Here is a 19,492-nt window from a genome sequence, read left to right as displayed (position 1 = left end):
ACTAATGTACGGAACTGTTCAAAAGGCTTGCGACCCCGGTCGCCCGTCCCCGGCGCTGCCGCCGGGTTCAAGGCCGCGAGCCCCCTCCGTTCGAGCGATGGAAGACGCCGGCATCTACGCACGGGAGTCCGATGTCCTCGGCCGTCCGGTCCAGATCGCGGTGGCCAGCAGTCAGGTGATCGACGCGTCGTTCCCGGAGCGCATCCCGGACGACGCCGAGCCAGAGCACCCGATCCTGGACCGCGTGTTCGACTACCTCGACGGCGACGAGGACGCGTTCGAGGACGTGGAGACGGCGATCACCGTGCCGACAGACCAGCGCGCGGTGCTCGATGCGGTCTGTCAGATCCCCTACGGCGAGGTCGGCAACACGCGACAGGTCGCCCACATGGCGAACCTCAACCCGGACGACGAGGACGACGCCCAGACGGTCAGGACCGCGCTCCGGGCGAACCCCGTGCCGATCTTCGTCCCCGACCACCGCGTCGAGGACGCCCCGGGCGCGACGCCGGACGACGTGGCGGCGACGCTCCGCCGGATCGAGGAGTAGCGAGAGTTTACCCAGGAGAGCGAGACCAGTCCCGACTCAGTCCAGCCGGACCACGAAGTACGCGACGGCGATCACGAACAGCGCCTGCCCCGCCGTCGCGACGGCGTCGACGCCGAGGTTCACACCCCCGCCGTACGCCGCGGCGGCGCCGAGAAACAGCGCGGTGTTGCTGACGGCGTTGATCCGCGGCCCGGAGTGGATCGCCAGCGACCGGTAGCCCGCGACGATCGCGACGCCGAGGAACGCCAGCGCCAGCAGCTCCTCCACCGTTCCGGTCCCGTACCGGACGCGGTAGCCGCCGAAGACGACGAGCGCGACGCCGAGGAACCCGGTGAACACGGTTCCGGCCTGGACGAGTCGATCCCCCATATCGACAGAAGGGACGGCGGGAGACCACTTAACACCGCCGGGATTTGCGACCCTCGCCGAACCACACGCTTTTGCCCGATGGCGCGGAACCCCGGGCCGAATGGAGTTCACGGCCATCCCGGGGGTGGGGGAGAAGACGGCCGCCTCGCTGGCCAAACTCGACGACGCCGAGGGCGCGCTCCGGCGCGGCGACGTGGCCGCGATCGCCCGCTCGCCGGACATCTCCGAGGGCCGCGCCGCGGCGATCGCCCGCGGCGCCATCCGTCGGGAACACGGCGACGACGGCGGTTTCCTCGCCACCGACCGGGCGCGGGAGATCTACGACGACGCGCTCGGCCTGCTACAGGAACGGGCGGTTACCACGTACGGCGAGAAGCGGCTGGCGACCTTTTTCCCCAGCACCGAACGGTCCCGAATCGAGGAGGTCCGCACGTTCGCGACGCGGGCGATGGAGCGCGACCCCGACCCCGAACTGCTCGACGCACTCGCCGGCGTCGAACCGCTCGAACCCGCCGAGGGGATCCGGGTCCGGGAGCGTTGTGTCGCGACGGCCGATGCCGAGCGCTACGCCGAAGCGAAGGAGGCGCTGCCCGAACTGCCCGTCGAGGTGATCGACGACCGCCGCGAACTCGGCGAGCTCGGCCGCTCGTACTCGACGGTGTACGTGCTCGACGCGGAGTTCGCCGGCATCGACGTGGAGGGCGACGTGCGCGTCGTCCCGGACGCGCTGGAGCGCCCCGAGGAGTTCGTCCCCGAACGGACGCTCACGTTCTTCGCCGACAACCGCGAGCGGCTGCTCGCCGCCGCTGCGGTCCACGAGATCGCGGGCACGGAGCCGGACTGCGACCTCGACTCGCTGCGCGCGGCGCTCGAACGCGTCGACGAGGACGGCGGCATCGTCGGCGACGAGGAGCTCGATCGCCTCTCGGTGGCGGTCGACGACCTCGACGCCGCCGTGAGCACCGCGGAGTCGGTCGGCAACGACCACCTGCGGGACGCTATCGGCGAGCGCGACGTGACCATCGAGGGGACCGACTTCCTCTCGCTGGTCGAGCAGGGCGCCCGGGTCGACTCGCTGCTCTCCCGCGAACTGGCCGACGACTACGACCGGGCGGTCGAACTCGCCCGCGAGCACGTCGTCGAGAGCCTCGACCTCGATTCGGGCGAGGCGGAGTTCGTCGAGCGGATCTTCGGCGGCGAGCCCTCGTTCCCGCTGGAACACAACGAGGAGGCGGTCTCCCGGCTCCGGACCGAGCTGACCGCCGACCGGGATCGTCGGGCGAACCAGCTCGAGACCGAACTGGCGGCCGAACTTCGGGCGCTCCGCGAGCCCGTGGCGTCGATGGTCGACGCGGCGCTGGAGCTCGACGTGGAGCTGGCGGTGTCGCGGTTCGCCCGCGACTTCGACTGCACGATGCCCACCATCGCCGGCGAGGGGTTCGAGATCGAGGGCGGCCGCTCACCGTTACTGGACGTGCCGTTCGACGAGGTCGACCCCGTCGACTACGGCGTCGAGGGGGTGACGCTGCTCTCCGGGGTGAACTCCGGCGGCAAGACCTCCACGCTCGATCTCGTCGGGCTGCTCGTCGTGCTCGCGCACATGGGGCTGCCCGTGCCCGCCGAGGACGCCCGCGTCGGGCAGGTCTCGGAGCTGCACTACTACGCCAAGTCACAGGGCACCCTCGACGCCGGCGCGTTCGAGAGCACGCTCCGGGAGTTCGGCGACCTCGTGGAGGGCGCGGACGGTCGGCTCGTGCTCGTCGACGAGCTGGAGTCGATCACCGAGCCCGGCGCCTCCGCGAAGATCATCGCCGGCATCCTCGAAGAGCTCCACGACCAGGGGGCAAGCGCCGTGTTCGTCTCCCACCTCGCCGACGGCATCCGGGAGGCGGCGAGCTTCGAGGTGGCGGTCGACGGGATCGAAGCGGTCGGGCTGGTCGACGGCGAGCTCCGCGTCGACCGCTCGCCGAAGAAAGACCACCTCGCGCGGTCGACCCCCGAACTCATCGTCGAGAAGCTCGCGGGCGACAGCGATGACGGGTTCTACCGGGACCTGCTGGAGAAGTTCTGAGCCGCGAACGGATCGGTAAAACGGCTCTTTGTGCTTACCTAACCACTTTGAAGTATCCGATCCAAGCGTCGGGTGTCCCTGCTTCGGCCCTCCAACACGCCTCGCAGGGCGCTACTCGTTCTCGACCGTGAAGCGGTCGAACGTCTCGCCGCCGACCGTCGTGAGTCGCCCGTTCAGTCCGTCCTCCGTCGGTTCGAGTACGGCGAACGACTGTCTCGCCCCCCGCGGGTCGGCGTGGCTCCCGGGGTTGAGCAGCGTCACCGACCCCGCCTGATCGACGAGGGGGCGGTGGGTGTGCCCCGAGACGACGAGGTCGGCGCCGCGTTCGCGCCCGAACATGGCCAGCCCGGTCGCCCCACCGCGCTGGCGGTGGGTGGCGGCGATGCGGACGCCCGCGTAGGAGAGCGTCGTTGCCTCGGGCAGCCGGTCGGTCACCGCGTCACTGTCCCGGTTGCCGTACACCGCGCGCAGGTCGGCCGCGGCGTCGTCAGACTGCGTCTGACTGCCAGCCGAGCGTCGCTCGGCGACGTCGTGGAACGCGTCGAGGACGGCCTCGGTCGTGAAGTCGCCGGCGTGGAGCACCAGATCGGCGTCGTCGACCGCGTCGGCCGCAGCACCGACGAGCCCGGTCCCTTCGGTGCGGTGGGTGTCGGAGAGCACGACGAGCATGGACCGTTCTCCGCGCCCGGCCGGGAAAAGCGGTGTGGGCTTGCAGCTGCCGGCGACACCGATAAGGCGCTGTCTCGTGACGGCTCGACCATGGCTAGCAGCACTGGCGTCGTGCTGGCGGCGTTGATCGCCAACGGCGCCATCGCGATCATGAAGTTCGTCGGCTTCCTGCTGACCGGGAGCCCGTCGATGCTCTCCGAGACGTATCACTCCATCTCTGACACCGGCAATCAGGTGTTCCTCCTCATCGGCATCCGCTACTCGAAGAAGGACTCCAGCCGCGAGCACCCCTTTGGCTACGGGAAGGCCCAGTTCTTCTACGCCTTCCTCGTCTCCGTGCTCCTGTTCGGGATCGCGGGCTGGGAGAGCCTGAACCACGGGATCCACGCGATCCAGACCGCCGGCCACGTCGAGGCCGGGAAGTTCACCGTCCCCGTCGTCGGCGCCCGGGTCGAGACGTTCTGGCTCAACGTCGTCGTGCTCTCGGGGGCGATCGTGTTCGAGACGTGGGCACTGGCGAAGGCAAACGCCGAACTCCAGCGGCAGATGACCGAGTTCGGGTGGGGTTCGATCCGCGAGGCGTTCGACAAGACCAGCGACGTGACCACGCTGACGGCGTTCACCGAGGACACGATCGCGCTGGCGGGGGCGGCGATCGCGCTGGTCGGCGTCGTGCTCTCGCGGTACACGGGCAACGGCATCTACGACGCCATCTCCGCCGCGATCATCGGCCTCCTGCTGATGGGGTTCGCTATCGCGCTGGCGTGGGAGAACAAGCGCCTGCTGCTGGGTGAGAGCCTCCCGGCGGACGTCGAGCGCGAACTCCAGAGCGTCGTCACCGACCACCCGGCAGTCGTCCACGTCGACTCGTTCCGGACCGTCTTCTTCGGCCCCCAGAACGCGATGGTCGCCGTCGAGGTCAGCGTCGACCCGGACCTCGCGGCCGAGGCGATCGACGACGCGATCCACGAGATCGAGGCCGACCTCGAGGCCGTCGACAGCCGCGTCTCGACCATCTACATCGAGCCCAAACAGTGAGCGCCGACCGGGGACTCTAAGGCGGGCGATGCGGTACGGAGGCCTGTGCCGCGGTTCGACTACCCCTGTCCCGACTGCCACGCCGCCAGCAGCCTCCACGACGCCGGCTGTCGCTTCGAGGGCGTGGAGTGGCAGACCGTCGAGCGCGCCTACGCCGACGTGCTCGCGCCCCTGTCCGCCGGCGCCCGCGAGGAGGACGACCTCCGCGATCTGGCGCCGGAGTGGGACGCGCTCCACCAGGCCGCGCTCTCACACCTCCGCCGCAGCGGCCGGGTCCAGCCCGACACCAACGGTCGCCTCGAACTCCTGACCGCCGAGGCGTACCGCGAGCAGGTCTCCGAGCCGACTACCGATCCGATGCGGACCATCTACCGCCGGGGCTCCTACCCCGGCTGCCACGACAACGCGATCTTCGCGATGATCGCGTGGTACGAGATGGTCGGGCTGACGTGGCCCGAGACCCGCGAGAAGGTGCTCGAGTGGCTCGAGGAGTCCGGCACGTGGGCCCGTGGGGGGTTCGAGGAGTCCAGCCCGGCGGAGCTGGTCGACAGCAAGCGCCACGTGTACGAGGCAGGCTACGGCTGGAAAGAGAAGGCCCAAGCGGCGAAACACGTCATCGAGCGCCACGCCTGAGCGAGTGGGGATCGAGCCGCCCCCTCGATACCGCCGCCTCCGACCGATGCGTTGCTTCTCATCCACAGTGACGGCGTTTTCTCGGGTGTTCGACGGGGTGAACGGCAGCATAGCACCCACCACGACAGCTTTACCCCACCGCTCTCCGTCGTGGCCCACAGATGGCGTTCGATCTCTTCCCTCCGTGGCCCGTCCTCGGCTCGATCGCCGGCGGAGCGGGGGCACTCGCGCTCGCGTGGCGGATCCGGCAACACCGAGGGCGACCCGGTGTCGGCTGGTTCCTCGGCGTGTTCGCCGCGCAGGCGACGTGGTGTCTCTCCTACGGGTTCGGCTTGCTCGTGCGGGATCCGTCGCTCCGGGCCGCGCTGGAGGCGACGATGTGGCTCGGGATCGTCTGGACTGGGGTCACCTTCCTCGGCTTCGCGCTGGAGTACACCGGCCGGAGCGACGTGCTCCGGAGCCGCCTGTTCGGGGCGATCGTCGGCTTCGGGATCTTCTCGACCGTGCTGGTGGTCACTAACCCAATCCTCGGGTGGTTCTGGACCGGGTTCGAGATCGATCCCGCCTTTGGCGTCGCGACGGTCTCGTACGCGTTCAGCCCGTGGGCGTACCTCGTCGTCGCCGTCGAGACCGTACTGGTCGCCAGCGCGGTCTTCCTTCTCGTGGACACCCTGCTCAGCTACGGCCCGCTCTACCGCCGGGAGAGCGCCGCCGTCGCGCTGAGCTCGCTGCCGCCGGGGTTCGCGCTCGTCGCGTGGACGCTGGAGATCGGCGCCGTGCCCCAGCTCCAGCTCGCGCCCCTGATGTTCGTCCCGCATCTCGTGCTGGACGCCTACGCGTTCGACCGAGCCGAGATGTTCGAGCGGAACCCGACGACGAGCCGCGCCGCCGAGCGGACCGCGATCGACGACCTCGCCGATCCGATCATCGTGCTCTCGCTCGATCAGTATGTCGTCCGGCTCAACCCCGCGGCCGAGGGGGTGCTGGGCGTCGATGCCGAAAGCGTGCGCGATCGTCCGCTCGCCGCGTTCCTCGACCTTCCGGTCGGCGTCGACGAGGCGGCCGACGGCGGCGAGAGCGAGGACGCCCCCGCCCGTGAGACGGTCGAGATCGACACCAGTGACGGGACGGGGCGCCGGACGTACGCGGTGTCGACGTCGCCGCTGACCGACCCCAGCGGGACCCGCGTTGGCTACACGGTCGTGCTCTCGGACGTGACCGTCCGGGAGCGTCAGCGCCAGCGCGTCGAGGTGCTGAACCGCGTGCTCAGACACAACCTCCGGAACGATCTCACCGTCGTACTCGGCTACGCCGAGACCCTCGCCGGCCGCCTCGATGGCGAGGAGCGCGAGATGGTCCAGCACATCGAGGAGAACGCTCGACAGCTGTCCGACCTCGGCGAGAACGCACGGCAGGTGGAGGCGTTTCTCGACGCCGAGGAGACCGCGTTCGACGCCGCCGATCTCACCCGCTCGGTGCTCAGGGACGTCTTCAGCGAGGCGCCCGACGCGACCGTTCGGACCGACATCGCCGACACGCTGCCGTTCCACGGCGTCGATCGCGCCTTCGCGGCGGTCGTCGAGAACCTCGTCGAGAACGCGATCCAGCACGGCGACGAGCCGGTGACGGTGTCGCTGACCGCCGGCGACGCTGTCGCCCGGCTCGTCGTGACCGACGCCGGCCCGGGGATCCCCGAACACGAGGTGGCGGTGCTGCGCTCGGGCGGGGAGACGGCGCTCGAACACGGCAGCGGGCTCGGTCTCTGGTCGGTCCACTGGGGCGTGACGCTGCTGGGGGCGACGGTCGACATCGACACGCCGGCCGACGGCGGCACGCGCGTCGAGGTGCAGTTCCCGATGGACGAGGCGTAGTCAGAGCCGCGCGAGCGTCCCAAGCCCGTCGACGCGCACGATCCCCGACTCGGCCTCCGCGTCGACGTGTACCGCGAGGAACCCGGCCTCCCGCGCGGGTAGCGCGTCGTGCTCCAGCGAGTCGCCGACGTAGACGTACTCCTCGGCGTCCAGTCGTTCCCGTGCCGCCTCGAAGATCGCGGGATCGGGCTTGTGCGCCTCGATCTCGTAGCTCGGCAGGTAGACGTCGAAGCGGTCGAACAGCCCGACAGAGGCCAGTTTCCGGCGCTGGACGTCGGTCACGCCGTTGGTGAGCAGGCCCAGCGCGGTGTCGGCGCCGTCGAACGCCTCGATCGCGTCGCGGGCTCCGTCGGCGGGGGTGGCGGCAGCGACTTCGGCGTCGACGTAGGCGTCCCGGAGTGCGTCGGGGTCGGCGTCGAGATCGCTGGATTCGACGGCGGCGGCCATCCCGGCGCGATAGGGATCGGGGTGGAACGACTCGAACGCCTCGAAGAACGCCTCGGCGTAGGTCGCTTGGAGGTCCGGGGTGGCGTCGACGTTCACGGCGTCGCAGGCCGTCTCGAACAGGTCGTCGTAGGAGCAGTCGAGCGTGAGGAGGGTCCCGTCGCAGTCGAAGTAGACGGCGCGCATGGTTCTCGGTGGTGTCGGTGGGTGAAAAATCCGGGTGGGGGCGATTCTGGACAGTGGATGGTACGACGTTCTCACAGTCCGTCGATGACCGCGACAGCAACAGCAGCTCGGTGCTAGACCACTTGTGACCGCAGTGTGCCGGACACGAGGCCCGGCACAGCACAGAATCCCCACCCCTCCCCCCGCCGGCGCCAATGTGGCGCCGGCGAGGCGTCCACCGCCACCGCTGCCGGCGGTGGCGTGCGACGTGAGCGCCTCCGTGCGCGAACGAGCGCGCGAGGGACGAACGAGGCCGAAGGCCGAGTGAGTCGGTTGGGGAGGTTCGAGGGCTGTGCGGGGCGGTGCGGTCGCAAGTGGTCTACGATCGAGCTGCTGTCGCTGTTACGGTCGTCACACATCGAAACAGCATCTACGGAGATCACAGCACGTACGGAGATCACACCTCGTACGGTGAGCCCACACCCCGGACCGTACCAACAAAAGACGCAGAAAGACCGATCAGTCGCTCTGGATACGCGGCGCGAGCATGAACGTCACGGTGCCCAGCCCCTCCGCGAACTCGTAGTGCAGCTTCACCGGGAACTCCTCGCCCAGCTCCACCCGAACCTCGGCGTCGGAGGCGATCGCCTTGTTCATGTCCTTCAGGTAGTCGAGGCTGAACAGCGAGTCCGCGGGCCCCGCAGTCAGCGCGATCAGGTCCTCGGACTCCAGTTGGAGGTCCACGTCGTCCGTGTCGCCCTCGGCCTCGATGTGGAACGTCTCGTCGGTCTCGTCGACGCGCAGGCGGATGTGGTCGCTCACCATGTCGGCGGCGGTGATCCCGCGGTTGAGCTGCGCGCCCTCGAGCGTGATCTCCGCCGGCAGGTCCAGATCCGGGATGTCCGGCTCCTTGCGGATCGAGTCGGGGTCGATCAGCGCCAGCGTGTAGGAGAGCCCCTCGACCTCGATGTGGAGCTTCCGGGTCTCCTCGTCGAGTTCGAGGTGGATCAGGTCGTCGGCGTTGGCCATCCCGGCGACCTCCTCCAGCCGCGTGAGGTTGACGCCGATGACGCCGCCGTCGGCCTCGTAGGACTCGAACGCCGCCGCCTCCAGGGTGAGGTCGACCATGCCCACGTTGGCCGGGTCGACCGCGCGGATCGACAGCTCCTCCTCGTTCAGCCGGATCTTGCACTCGTCGACCAGCACGCTCACGGCGTCGAGGGAGTCCCGGAGCGTCGACGCGCTCACGATGGCCTTGAACATGGTCGTTCGTTCCGCCCGACACTCAAAAAGCCTCCCGATTCTTGGCCCCCCGACCGGCCCGCCAGTTCGACTCCGCAAGGGGTATGGCTCGCTCGCCCCGACGTCCCGGCTATGGATCCACGAGTCCGCGAACACGCCGAGACCATCGTCGAGCACTCTACCGGCATCGAGGCCGGCGACGACGTGATCGTCTACGTCCCGGGCGACGCCGAGGACCTCGCCGTCGCGCTCCACGAACTGCTCGGCGAGAAGGGCGCCAACCCCCTGCTGCTCACCTACTCCGAGCGCGCCGACCGCGCGTTCCTCCGCAGCAGCGACGCGTTCGACACGCCCGACCACGAACTCGCGATGTACGAGCACGCCGACGCGACGATCATCGCCCGCAGCGGTCCGAACCCCAGCGAGAAGGCCGACGTCGACCCCGAGACCACGGCCGCGTACAACCGTGCCCACGACCCCGTGAAGAAGGCCCGCCTCGACACGACGTGGTGTCTCACGCAGTACCCCAGCCCGGGCTACGCCCAGCTGGCGGGCATGAGCACCGAAGCCTACGAGGAGTTCGTCTACGACGCCGTCTCCCTCGACTGGGAGGCCCAGCGGGAGTTCCAGTCGAACCTCGTCGAGATCCTCGACGACGCCAGCGAGGTCCACATCCGCGCGGGTGAGGAGACGGACATCACGATGTCCATCGAGGGCAACACCGCGGCCAACGACTACGGCGAGGCGAACCTCCCCGGCGGCGAGGTGTTCACCGCACCCGAGAAGTACAGCGTCGAGGGCGAGGTCTACTTCGACATGCCGCTGTACCGGCAGGGCCGCGAGGTCGAGGGCGTCCGGCTCACTTTCGAGGACGGGAAGGTCACCGAGTTCTCCGCGGAACGCAACGAGAAAGTCCTGCAGGGCGTCTTCGACACTGACGAGGCAGCGCGCTACCTCGGCGAACTCGGGATCGGGATGAACGACGCCATCGACCAGTTCACCTACAACATGCTGTTCGACGAGAAGATGGGCGAGACGGTCCACATGGCCGTCGGGAGCGCCTACCCGCAGTGTGTCGGCGAGGGCAACGAGGTCAACGACAGCGCCGAGCACGTCGACATGATCCTCGACATGAGCGAGGACTCCGTGATCGAGGTCGACGGCGAAGTCGTACAGGAAGACGGGGAGTTCAGGTTCGAGTAGCGAGGCGGGAAAACGTCGCGCCGGCGGCGCGACGGCAAACCGTCTCGAAAAACGAGCGGGGAGGAACGACCCCTGCGGACGGGACTGAGAAACGCGAAGCGGGGTTCCTTCGAACGACGGCGTTACCTACCCACAGTAACCGTAATACGTCTCGCTCCACGTAGCCAACATATGGCCCGCGGTGCCGCCGACGAACGGGCGATCTCGCCAGTCGTCGGTGTCGCGCTGCTGTTGGCGATCGTCATCGCGCTCGCCGCCGTCTCGACGGTGATCTTCCTCGATCTCGCTCAGGAACGCGAACCGCAGCCGAACGTGATTCTGGAGATGGAGCCGACCGAGGACAGGATCACCCATCACCTCATCCACGAGCAGGGGGACAGACTCGACGGGGACAAACTCCGTCTGCGGGGTGCGGTCGACACCAGAGCACTCGAGGGGACGTATCTCGAAGTCGGCGAGAAGGGGACGCTCCTTCCCGTCCGAGACGAGATCGAGGTCGTGTACGTCGGCGAGCACGGAACCGAGTACATCCTCGACACGTTCGATCCCGAACGGACCGCTCCGTCCCCCGACGAGGGCTGTGACTGGGTCGAAGAGCGGACCGACGGGGGAACCGACGGTATCACCATCGACGGTATCGTCGCCGACTGCGATGTCGAGACGACGGGCGGTGTCGAAGTGCAGAACGGCGGGACAGTCCTCGGCGAGACGGTGAGCGACGGCAACCAGTTCGACGGCGACGACGCGACCGTGTACGGCGATGTCGACGTGGAGAAGGTTCTGAACCTGCAGGACGGCACGATTTCCGGGGCGGCGACCTCCCGGACGGCGGACGTGAAACTCGGCAACGCGAGCGTGGGCGGCGACGTCCTCGCCCAGAAGGTCGCCGAAGTCGTCGACGGAAGCCGCGTCGACGGCGACGTGCGGAGCGAGAACAAGGCCGTGAAAGTCCTCGACAGCACGGTCACCGGGTCGGTCACGTCCACCGAGCAGGTGAAACTCGACAACGCGACTGTGTCGGGGGACGTGTACGTCGACGAAGCTGACTTCGACTGCACCGACTCGACTATCGACGGCCAGTCCTGTTCGGAGTACACCCCCAAGGACCCCGAGTAAGGGGCAGGCTGCGGTTCGCGTTTTCGTGAACCGACGCCGTCCTACTCCTCCTCGTCGACGGCCAACTCGAACTGCTGGTCCTCGACGACCGCGTTCAGCACGACCGACGTGTTCGACTCCCGCACGTCGTCGTCGGTCAGGACGCGCTTGATCCGGTCGTTCATCTCGTCGGTGTCCTCGAACTTCCCGACGGCCACGACGTCGTGATCGCCGGTCACCTCGTACACCGACACCATCCCGCGTAGCTCCGCGAGCCGGTCGGTGATCTCCGGTAGCGCCGTCCCCTCGACTTTGAGCTGGAGGATCGCCGTCACGTCGTACCCCAGCTCCTGATAGTTCACGTCGGGACTGTACCCCTCGATCACGCCTTGATCCTCCAGATCCTGTAGGTGGTTCGACACCGTCGTGACCGAGACGTCCAGCTCCTCACCGAGACTGCGGAGGCTCGCGCGACCGTTGCCCAGCAGGGAGTTGATCAGGCGCGCATCGAGGTTTTCGTACGTCATGGTACTCCATTCCGCTCGCCCCCGGGAAGAACTTTACGAACATCCAATTATCGAGCTCAGGCCTCGGCACTATTCTGGTAGGAAGGGAATATTCTTGTAGTATGAGGCGTAGTTGCCGATAGAGCATGACGGACAACCCGGCCCCGGACGGCGGCCTCACCGAGGAGGAACGCGACGTTCTCGAACGTATCGACCGCGAAGGTATCGACTTCCTGCGACTCCAGTTCACGGACATTCTCGGGACGGTGAAGAACGTCTCCGTCCCGGCCGATCAGGCGGAGAAGGCGTTCACCGAGGGAATCTACTTCGACGGCTCCTCGATCGAGGGGTTCGTCCGCATCCAGGAGTCGGACATGCGCCTCAAGCCCGACGCGGGCACGTTCGCGGTGCTGCCGTGGCGCGACACCTCCGCGCGACTCATCTGCGACGTGATCGACACGACGACGGGCGAGCCGTTCGAGGGCGACCCGCGTGCGGTGCTGCAGGACGCACTCGACCGCGCCGAGTCGATGGGGTACGAGGTCAACGCCGCGCCCGAGCCGGAGTTCTTCCTGTTCGAGGAGGACGAGGAGGGGAAGGCGACGACGAACACCAACGACGCCGGCGGCTACTTCGACGTGGCGCCGAAGGACCTCGCCTCGGACGTCCGCCGAGACATCATCTACGGCCTCGAGGAGATGGGATTCGACATCGAGGCCTCCCACCACGAGGTCGCTGAGGGCCAGCACGAGATCAACTTCGAGTACGACGACGCGCTCTCGACGGCCGACAACGTCGCGACGTTCCGGACGGTCGTCCGGGCGATCGCGGCCCAGCACGACCTCCACGCGACGTTCATGCCCAAGCCGATCGCCGAGGTCAACGGCTCGGGGATGCACGTCCACTTCTCGCTGTTCGAGGACGGCGAGAACGCGTTCCACGACGAGGACGACGAGTTCAACCTGAGCGAGGCAGCCAAGCAGTTCACCGCCGGGATCCTGAACCACGCGCCCGCGCTGGCGGCAGTCACCAACCCGACCGTGAACAGCTACAAGCGACTGGTTCCCGGCTACGAGGCGCCGGTGTACGTCGCGTGGTCCGACCGCAACCGCTCGGCGCTGATCCGCAAGCCGGCCGCGCGCGTGCCGGCCGCCTCGCGCATCGAGGCACGCTTCCCCGACCCCTCGTGTAACCCGTATCTCGCCTTCGCGGTGCTGATCCACGCGGGCCTAGACGGCGTCGAGAGGGGGCTCGACTGCCCGGATCCGATCCGCGAGAACATCTACGAGTTCGACGAGCAGAAACGCGAGGAGTACGGCATCGAGACGCTGCCGACCAACCTCGGCGAGGCCGTCGACGCGCTGGAAGACGACGACACCGTCTACGAGGCGCTCGGCCCCCACGTCGGGCCGAAGTTCGTCGAGGCGAAGAACGCGGAGTTCGCGGAGTACCTCGTCGACGTCTCCGACTGGGAGCTGGACCGCTACCTCGAGAAGTTCTGAGCGATCCGCTCGCGATTTCTTTTTATTTACCGCCGGCGTTTACTCTCCAATGACGTTTCTCGTTCCCTTCGACGGGTCGACACTCGCGGCGGCGGCGCTCGACCGTGCAGTCCAGTTCGCGGACACGTTCGACCAGCCGGTGATCGCGGCCGCCGTCGTCCCGCAGGGGAACACCGAGTACGCCCGGGACCGCGGGTGGATGGAGGCTGGCGAGCCGTTCGACCACGAGGCTATCGTTGCACGGCTCCGCGAGCAGGTTCGTGAGCACGCGCCCGAAGCGACGTTCCGCGTCGAGCGCGCTTCACGGAGAGCCCCCGCCGGATCGATCGCCCGGAAGCTCAGACAGGTCGCTCGGAAGGTCGACGCCTCGATGGTGTTCATCGGGAGCGACAACGCCGGCAGACTGGTGACGACGCTCTCGAGCGTCGGCGGCAACGTCGCCGCCGATCTGACGTACGACGTGGTGATCGTCCGCCACGCCAAACAGGTGGCCGTCGGGGGTGCTCCAGATCTGCGAGTGACCGAGTAGCCGGCGGTGGTCTGTTCCTGCCCGAGTTCTACCACGCCCACGGCTACGAGATCGTCGACGACTGCCCGCTCGAATTCCGGGAGTACGACGAGGTCGTGATGGAGAAGTCCCTCGACTAGCGTCGGACGACCGCCCACGGCAGCGCGACGATGGCGCCGACGACCAGCGCCGAGCCGCCGACTGCCGCCGGCAGCGGGAACCCCCCGGCGTAGATCCCGCCCCACGCGGCACCGAGAACGAGCGTAGCCGGGAGCGCGATCCGAACCGGGAGCGACGGGTACTCGCCGCCGATCCGGCGCCACGCTACGGCGGCGCCGACGCCCCCGCCGACGGCGATCCCGGCTTTCAGCGCCTCGTCGGGGTGGTTCGGTGCAAAAATCGCCGCGGCGCCGAGCGCGACGATGCCGATCGCCGCCGCGGCGAGGAACGCCCGGTCGGCCCGGCCGTCGGCGACCTGCCACACGACGAGCAGCACCACGCTGCCGGCGACGACCCCCGCCAGCACGTCGGGGAGGTGGTGGACGCCGATGACGAGTCGGGAGAGCGCGACGACGGCGACGATCCCGCCGGCGGCGAGCAGTCGCTTCCGGCGGGTCCAGAGCCGGTCCAGCGCGAGCGCGAGCCCGCCGTAGACGACGCTGCTCGACGTGGCGTGGCCGCTGGGGAAGCCGAACCCGTCGCCGGTCGCGATGCTGGCGTAGACAGGGTCCAAGAGCGCGGGGAGCCACGCCGGCGCCGTCGCCGTGCCCGCGCCCGCCGGGCGGTGGACCCCGAAGGCGGTTTTGAACGCGACCGTGGCGGCGAGCGCACAGATCGCGAGCGCGATCAGCGTCGCACCGGCCCGTCGCGGCTCGCTCGCGAGTCGCCCGTCGGCGAGCAGATAGAGGAGGGCAAGCCCGCCGAAGACGAACCACGCGTCGGCGAGCTGGGTCAGTAGCGCGAACAGCAGCACGACCCCGTCGGGGAGGCTGGCTAGCGCCTCCGTGACCCCCCAGCCGTGCATCTATCGCAGGCGTTCCGCGATCCCGCCGGCAGTTCTCGCGGCGCCGATGACGCCGCCGAACAGGACGAAGAGGACGTAGAGCCCCAGCGTGGAGGTGAAGGCGACGAGCATCGCCGCGACGGCGGCCCAGTCCGAGAGCCAGTAGAACGCGCCGAGGCTCAGCACGACGCCGTACAGCAGGATCAGGTACGGCCCCCAGCCCCGGGCTTTCCCCTGTCGCATCCGGGCGCGGACGTACGACTTGAGATCCTCCTCCAACTGCGGTCTGTCGACGGTCCGCTGCTCGACGTCGTCCTCGAAGCCGTCGAGCTCGGACCGGAGCTCGTCGACCTCCTCCGCGAGTTCGGTGACGTCGGGCGCGCCGCGGGGTTCGCGCTCTGCCATGTACTCCGAGGCTGGCTCCCGTTCCCCTTGGAACTGCCGGTCGTCGGTCGGCGGGCCAGGCCCGGGTTGGCCGATCGGCTCCCCCGGTGAGTCGACGCCGTGCGTGCGGTTGTCCGCGAGCACGACGTTGACGACGGCGCCGAAGATGACGATCGCGCCCGCGAAGTAGAGCCACGTCACAAGCAGAATCACCCCGCCGACGATGCCGTAGGCGGAGGTGCTCGCAACACTGGCGTACAGTTGGAACACGGCCTGCATCGCGGTCCAGCCCACGGCGGCGACGACGGCGCCGGGCAGCACCTCCCGGACGGTGACGGACGTGTCCGGGAAGCGGTAGTAGATGGGGAGGAACGCGCCGGTCAGGAACACCGGCAACACCAGCACGCCCAGCGCCTCGACGACCGGGCCGAGGTCGAACGCCGCGAAGGCGCCCGCGAGGACGAACATCACGGTCATCGAGAGCCCGATCCCGACCACGACGATACCCGAGTCGATCAACTGGTCGAGCAGCGTGTCCTCGCTCTGCGTGCCGTAGACGTTGCCGAACGCGGTGTCCAGTGCGCGGAACACCTTCAGCGTCCCCCAGATCAGGAAGACGAGCCCGATCAGCGTCGCGCCACCCTGCCAGTCGTCGGCGGTGAGCGCCGTCGTCAGGACGTCCTGCCCGTTCTCGGTGAGGAACTGCCCGGTCGACTCCAGCACGACCGCAGCCAGCTGGTCGCCGCCGAGGACGCTAGCGACGATGAGGATAAGCACGGCCGCGGGGATCAGCGAGACGAACGCGTAGTAGGCCACCGCCGCCGCGAGGAACGTGAGCTCCTGTTCCTTCGCGACGACGGCGACGCGCCTGCCGGTCCCGAAGGCGCTGCGGAGACGTGAAAGCACGACTCTCCGTAGGCGAGCGCGTTACAAGAACCCCGTGGAGCGGCCGGGTCGGGAGCCACCCGTCGCGTCACTTATTGATGTTCCTACCCAACACACCGCATGGTCATCGCCCGTCACGGGAGCGGCCCCACAGCCCTCGCCAGCGCGTACGCCTCACAGGTCCATCCGGTGTTCATGCTCCCGCCGGTGGCGACCGCGCTGTTCGGCGCGGCGCTTTCGGGCGCGTTCGACCCTGCAGTCGCGCTGGTCGGCGCCGGGGCCGCCTTTTTCGCCGTCTACACCGCCCACGTGAAGGACGGCTACGTCGACTTCCACCGCCGCGGCGAGGACGACGACCACCCCCTGACCGTGCTGGGCTGTCGGCTCGGACTCGCGGCCGCGACCGTCGGCTTCCTCGGCTGTCTCCTCGGACTGGCGCTGCTTGCCCACCCCGTCGCCGTCGCGTTCGCGGCGCCGATGTGGGCGATCGGCTACCTCCACGCGCCGCAGTTCGACACCAACCCCGTGACGACGACGCTCGGCTACCCCGTCGGGATCGGCCTCTGTCTGCTCACGGGCTACGCGGCCCAGACGGGCGCGATCGCGCCCCGAACGCTCGCGCTGGCGGCGGTGTTGGTGGTCGTGCTCGCGGGTGTGAAGATAATCGACGACGCGCAAGACTACGAGTACGACCGCTCGATCGGGAAGCGGACGGTCGCGGTCGTCCTCGGCTCCGACCGCTCGCGCTCGCTTGCGGTCGCGCTACTCGCCGCGGGGCTGTTCGCGGTCGTCCCCCTCTCGATTATCGGGGTGCTCCCGCCGAGTGCGCCCGCGGCGAGTCTGCTCTTCGGCGCCGTCGCCGCCGTGGCGGTCCGGCGCGACCCCGAGATCGCGACGATGCTGCTCGTCCGCGGCGCGTACCTGTTCCTCGCGGCCCTGCTGGTCGCGGTGTTTTTCGAACCGCTTGCGGGCGTTCCGTTGCCGGACATCACCGCGCTGGGACCCTACACGTATCTCGCGACGGAGGTCGTCTTCGGCGCGGTCGCGCTGGCGTTACTGCTCCGGGCCGGAGAGGGTGCACTCCGCCGTGCCGCCCGGACGATCCCGGCGCTGTACCCGATTGCCTACGTCTGGGACTGGTACACGCTGGAGGTGGGTGTGTTCGCGATCCCGATGCGGACCGGGATCGAACTGCTGGGCATCCCGCTGGAGGAGCATATCTTCATGATCGTGGTCCCAGCGGTGGTGCTGGGCATCCACGAGACTGTCAATCCGCGGGAATGAGCGCTACTCGGTATCCAGCGTCGGTTCCGCAGCCTCGCGAATCTCTTCGACGTCGGCGTCGGTCTTGAAGCAGGTCCCGCCGTAGTGGGCCGGACTGGCGTCGTAGCCCGCGTCGCGGAGGTCGTCGAGGAACGTCTCCAGCTTGTTCGCCGGCGCGCCCCACTGCTTGCAGAGGCGGTGCTGATCGTAGTGCGTCGGCGTGTCGAGCTCCGCGCCGAGCGTGTCGAGCAGCCGACTGACGCGCTTCCACTCGCCCATGTTCGGCGTCACCTCGTCGGCGACGCCGTCGACGAACTCGCCGTCGGCGATCGGGCCGAGCCAGATCGGGCCCGCGGACGAGCAGCGCGCGGAGCCGCAGTTCGGGCAATCTTCGGGCGGGTGGGCGATCCGGCCGAACTCGTGTTCGCGGTAGAGGCAGTCCTCGCAGTGGTAGACGAAGCCGAGCCACTGCAGCGCCTCGTCCGCGGCGGTGGCCTTGTGGGTGAGATCGAGGTACGTCCGGGCGTAGTGGCGGGTGGCGTGGGAGACGATCGGTTCGACCGCGACGTCCCGGCGGGCCGCGACGCGGGCCAGCGCGCCGATCAGGACGCGCAGCCCCATCTCCCGGTGGAAGTCGGTGTTCCGCGGGACGGTGTCGTACTTCCGGACGCCGGAGTCGAAGTGGGCGCCACACAGCGGCGCGGTATCGGTCGCGGTCACGCAGAGTAGCTTCCGCGTGCCGGCGACCGCGGCGTCGACGAACGGCATCGGCGTGCCGAACGGGTCGAGGTCGACCACGTCGAACCGCTCGGAGTGCATGAGGACGTTGGCGTCGGACTCGACGGCCTCGCCGGGGAGGTCGTTGAGCGCGAGGTTCTCGCGGGCGAGTTCGACGGCGTCGGGGTCCACGTCGGCGGCGGTCACGTCGTATCCCGCCTCGGCCGCGCGGGCGGCGCGGACGCCGGTGGCGGTCATGGCGTCGAGGTAGGAGAGCGTCCGTTCGTCGGAGTGGGACTGCTCGACGTTCGCCGCGCCGGCCTCGGTCCCGTCGCGGCTGACGTTCGCCGCGCCGGCCTCTGTCCCGTCGCGGCTGACGTTCGCCGCGCCGGCCTCCGTTCGCTCGGCGTAGGCTCGCAGGACCGCGACGGTGAGGTCGCGGTTCAGCTCCATCTCGGGGTTGAAGAACACGTCGTCGCCGGCGCCCTCGCTGCTGCCGTCCCGCGGGTCGGGCGCCTCGACGTCGACGTCGCCCTCGCTGACGCGCATGGTCGTTGGTGGTCGTGGTGTGGGGAAAGCGATTGTGTTCGGGATTCGGTTTCGGGGTTTGTTTCGTGTGTTCTCTCGGTGTAGTGGTCAGCAACTCCGTGAAAGCCCCTGCCCCTTTCAGTCCCACCCGCACAGTCCACACTCCTCCCCAGCCGACTCGTTCGCTCCCGTCGGTCGCTCACTCGTCCCTCGCGCTGAGGCGCGACACAAGGTCGCGCCCGTTTCGCGCCGACCGCTTCCCGAAATCACGATCCGGCCCTTCCTTCTTAAGCGAGCGCGCCGAACGATCGGTATGGACGTGTTCGTCTACGGCACCCTGACCGAGCCCGAGCGAGTCGCGTCGGCCGTCGACGCCTACGCCTTCATCGGCTCGGCGGTGCTGTCGGGGCTCCACCCCGTGCAGGGCGAGTACCCCACGCTCGCCCCCGGCGGCGAGACCGGCGGGCGACTGCTCCGGACCGACGACATCGACGCCCTCGACGCCTACGAGGGCGTCGATGACGGGCTCTACGTCCGGGTATCCGTCCCGGTCGAGCGGGCCGACTCGTCGGCGGTCGATTCGACCGGGGAGTCTGGACTGACTGAGACAGCGGCGGTGTACGTCGGCGACCCCGAGCGACTCGGCGTCGACGACGAAGTGACGTGGCCTGAGACTGACGAGCACGGAGCGTTCGCCGACCGCGTTCGCGAGTACGTTCGTCGACACGACGTACACGTTCGACCGCAGTGACGCTCGTCGTCGATCGACACACGGCGCCCGGTTTCACTTTCACCGCGGTCGGGGTAGGCTTATGCCGGGGGCTATCCAAGGAGTGAGTGCACGCA

The 19,492-nt window shown here is 68.8% G+C and carries 19 protein-coding genes; 11 read left to right on the top strand and 8 right to left on the bottom strand.

Going from position 1 to position 19,492, the window contains the following annotated elements:
- Positions 1-97: 97 nt before the first annotated feature.
- Positions 98-550: an MGMT family protein gene (locus BN1959_RS13980; protein WP_053949231.1), complete on the top strand. Its 453-nt coding sequence runs from the start codon at positions 98-100 to the stop codon at positions 548-550.
- 36 nt (positions 551-586) lie between these two features.
- Here BN1959_RS13980 and BN1959_RS13975 read toward each other — a convergent pair whose 3' ends face one another.
- Positions 587-919: a hypothetical protein gene (locus BN1959_RS13975; protein WP_053949230.1), complete on the bottom strand. Its 333-nt coding sequence runs from the start codon at positions 917-919 to the stop codon at positions 587-589.
- A gap of 100 nt (positions 920-1,019) precedes the next feature.
- On the opposite strand from BN1959_RS13975, the gene BN1959_RS13970 reads away from it, so the two are divergent.
- Positions 1,020-2,990, top strand: coding sequence for a MutS-related protein (locus BN1959_RS13970; RefSeq protein ID WP_053949229.1), 1,971 nt, complete (start codon positions 1,020-1,022; stop codon positions 2,988-2,990).
- Positions 2,991-3,101: 111 nt separating this feature from the next.
- On the opposite strand, the gene BN1959_RS13965 is transcribed toward BN1959_RS13970, so the two are convergent.
- Complete coding sequence (locus BN1959_RS13965; protein WP_053949228.1) at positions 3,102-3,659, bottom strand: YfcE family phosphodiesterase; 558 nt, start codon at positions 3,657-3,659, stop codon at positions 3,102-3,104.
- A gap of 90 nt (positions 3,660-3,749) precedes the next feature.
- Between BN1959_RS13965 and BN1959_RS13960 the strand changes: the two genes are divergently transcribed.
- From BN1959_RS13960 to BN1959_RS13950, 3 genes are all read left to right on the top strand, one after another.
- On the top strand, positions 3,750-4,697 hold the full coding sequence (locus tag BN1959_RS13960; protein WP_053949227.1) for a cation diffusion facilitator family transporter: 948 nt from the start codon (positions 3,750-3,752) through the stop codon (positions 4,695-4,697).
- 45 nt (positions 4,698-4,742) lie between these two features.
- The gene (locus BN1959_RS13955; RefSeq protein ID WP_053949226.1) at positions 4,743-5,330 is read left to right on the top strand and encodes a DUF7474 family protein; all 588 of its coding nucleotides are present in this window, start codon (positions 4,743-4,745) and stop codon (positions 5,328-5,330) included.
- A gap of 161 nt (positions 5,331-5,491) precedes the next feature.
- Positions 5,492-7,201, top strand: coding sequence for a histidine kinase N-terminal 7TM domain-containing protein (locus BN1959_RS13950; protein ID WP_053949225.1), 1,710 nt, complete (start codon positions 5,492-5,494; stop codon positions 7,199-7,201).
- Here BN1959_RS13950 and BN1959_RS13945 read toward each other — a convergent pair whose 3' ends face one another.
- Together BN1959_RS13945 and BN1959_RS13940 are read right to left on the bottom strand one after the other, a co-directional pair.
- Positions 7,202-7,831 (bottom strand): HAD family hydrolase, encoded by a 630-nt coding sequence (locus tag BN1959_RS13945; protein ID WP_053949224.1) that lies wholly within the window; start codon positions 7,829-7,831, stop codon positions 7,202-7,204.
- Positions 7,832-8,329: 498 nt separating this feature from the next.
- Complete coding sequence (locus BN1959_RS13940; protein ID WP_053949223.1) at positions 8,330-9,073, bottom strand: DNA polymerase sliding clamp; 744 nt, start codon at positions 9,071-9,073, stop codon at positions 8,330-8,332.
- 111 nt (positions 9,074-9,184) lie between these two features.
- On the opposite strand from BN1959_RS13940, the gene BN1959_RS13935 reads away from it, so the two are divergent.
- Both BN1959_RS13935 and BN1959_RS13930 read left to right on the top strand, forming a co-directional pair.
- A complete protein-coding gene (locus tag BN1959_RS13935; RefSeq protein WP_053949222.1) occupies positions 9,185-10,255 on the top strand; it encodes an aminopeptidase in 1,071 nt (356 codons plus the stop codon).
- A 171-nt stretch (positions 10,256-10,426) separates the two neighbouring features.
- On the top strand, positions 10,427-11,371 hold the full coding sequence (locus BN1959_RS13930) for a type IV pilin N-terminal domain-containing protein (protein ID WP_053949221.1): 945 nt from the start codon (positions 10,427-10,429) through the stop codon (positions 11,369-11,371).
- A gap of 41 nt (positions 11,372-11,412) precedes the next feature.
- On the opposite strand, the gene lrp is transcribed toward BN1959_RS13930, so the two are convergent.
- Positions 11,413-11,877 carry an HTH-type transcriptional regulator Lrp gene (gene lrp, locus BN1959_RS13925; protein ID WP_053949220.1) on the bottom strand — a complete coding sequence of 155 codons (465 nt, stop codon included), beginning with the start codon at positions 11,875-11,877 and terminating at the stop codon, positions 11,413-11,415.
- Positions 11,878-12,002: 125 nt separating this feature from the next.
- On the opposite strand from lrp, the gene glnA reads away from it, so the two are divergent.
- Positions 12,003-13,358 (top strand): type I glutamate--ammonia ligase, encoded by a 1,356-nt coding sequence (glnA, locus tag BN1959_RS13920; RefSeq protein ID WP_053949219.1) that lies wholly within the window; start codon positions 12,003-12,005, stop codon positions 13,356-13,358.
- Between the two features lie 49 nt (positions 13,359-13,407).
- Complete coding sequence (locus BN1959_RS13915) at positions 13,408-13,887, top strand: universal stress protein (RefSeq protein WP_053949218.1); 480 nt, start codon at positions 13,408-13,410, stop codon at positions 13,885-13,887.
- Positions 13,888-14,002: 115 nt separating this feature from the next.
- On the opposite strand, the gene BN1959_RS13910 is transcribed toward BN1959_RS13915, so the two are convergent.
- Both BN1959_RS13910 and BN1959_RS13905 read right to left on the bottom strand, forming a co-directional pair.
- Positions 14,003-14,890, bottom strand: coding sequence for a phosphatase PAP2 family protein (locus BN1959_RS13910; protein WP_053949217.1), 888 nt, complete (start codon positions 14,888-14,890; stop codon positions 14,003-14,005).
- A complete protein-coding gene (locus tag BN1959_RS13905) occupies positions 14,891-16,159 on the bottom strand; it encodes a YihY/virulence factor BrkB family protein (RefSeq protein WP_053949216.1) in 1,269 nt (422 codons plus the stop codon). It abuts the gene before it with no gap.
- A 99-nt stretch (positions 16,160-16,258) separates the two neighbouring features.
- Here BN1959_RS13905 and BN1959_RS13900 point away from each other — a divergent pair, with 99 nt between their 5' ends.
- Positions 16,259-17,422 carry a lycopene cyclase domain-containing protein gene (locus tag BN1959_RS13900; protein ID WP_053949215.1) on the top strand — a complete coding sequence of 388 codons (1,164 nt, stop codon included), beginning with the start codon at positions 16,259-16,261 and terminating at the stop codon, positions 17,420-17,422.
- 3 nt (positions 17,423-17,425) lie between these two features.
- Here BN1959_RS13900 and BN1959_RS13895 read toward each other — a convergent pair whose 3' ends face one another.
- Positions 17,426-18,667, bottom strand: a complete 1,242-nt coding sequence (locus tag BN1959_RS13895) for a tRNA (guanine(10)-N(2))-dimethyltransferase (protein WP_053949214.1) — start codon at positions 18,665-18,667, stop codon at positions 17,426-17,428.
- 292 nt (positions 18,668-18,959) lie between these two features.
- Between BN1959_RS13895 and BN1959_RS13890 the strand changes: the two genes are divergently transcribed.
- Positions 18,960-19,397: a gamma-glutamylcyclotransferase family protein gene (locus BN1959_RS13890; RefSeq protein WP_053949213.1), complete on the top strand. Its 438-nt coding sequence runs from the start codon at positions 18,960-18,962 to the stop codon at positions 19,395-19,397.
- Positions 19,398-19,492 lie beyond the last annotated feature (95 nt).

The sequence above is a fragment of the Halolamina sediminis genome, assembly GCF_001282785.1.
Taxonomy (GTDB): domain Archaea; phylum Halobacteriota; class Halobacteria; order Halobacteriales; family Haloferacaceae; genus Halolamina; species Halolamina sediminis.
The sequence above is the reverse complement of the archived record's forward strand: the minus strand, read 5'-3'. Positions and strand labels throughout refer to the sequence as shown.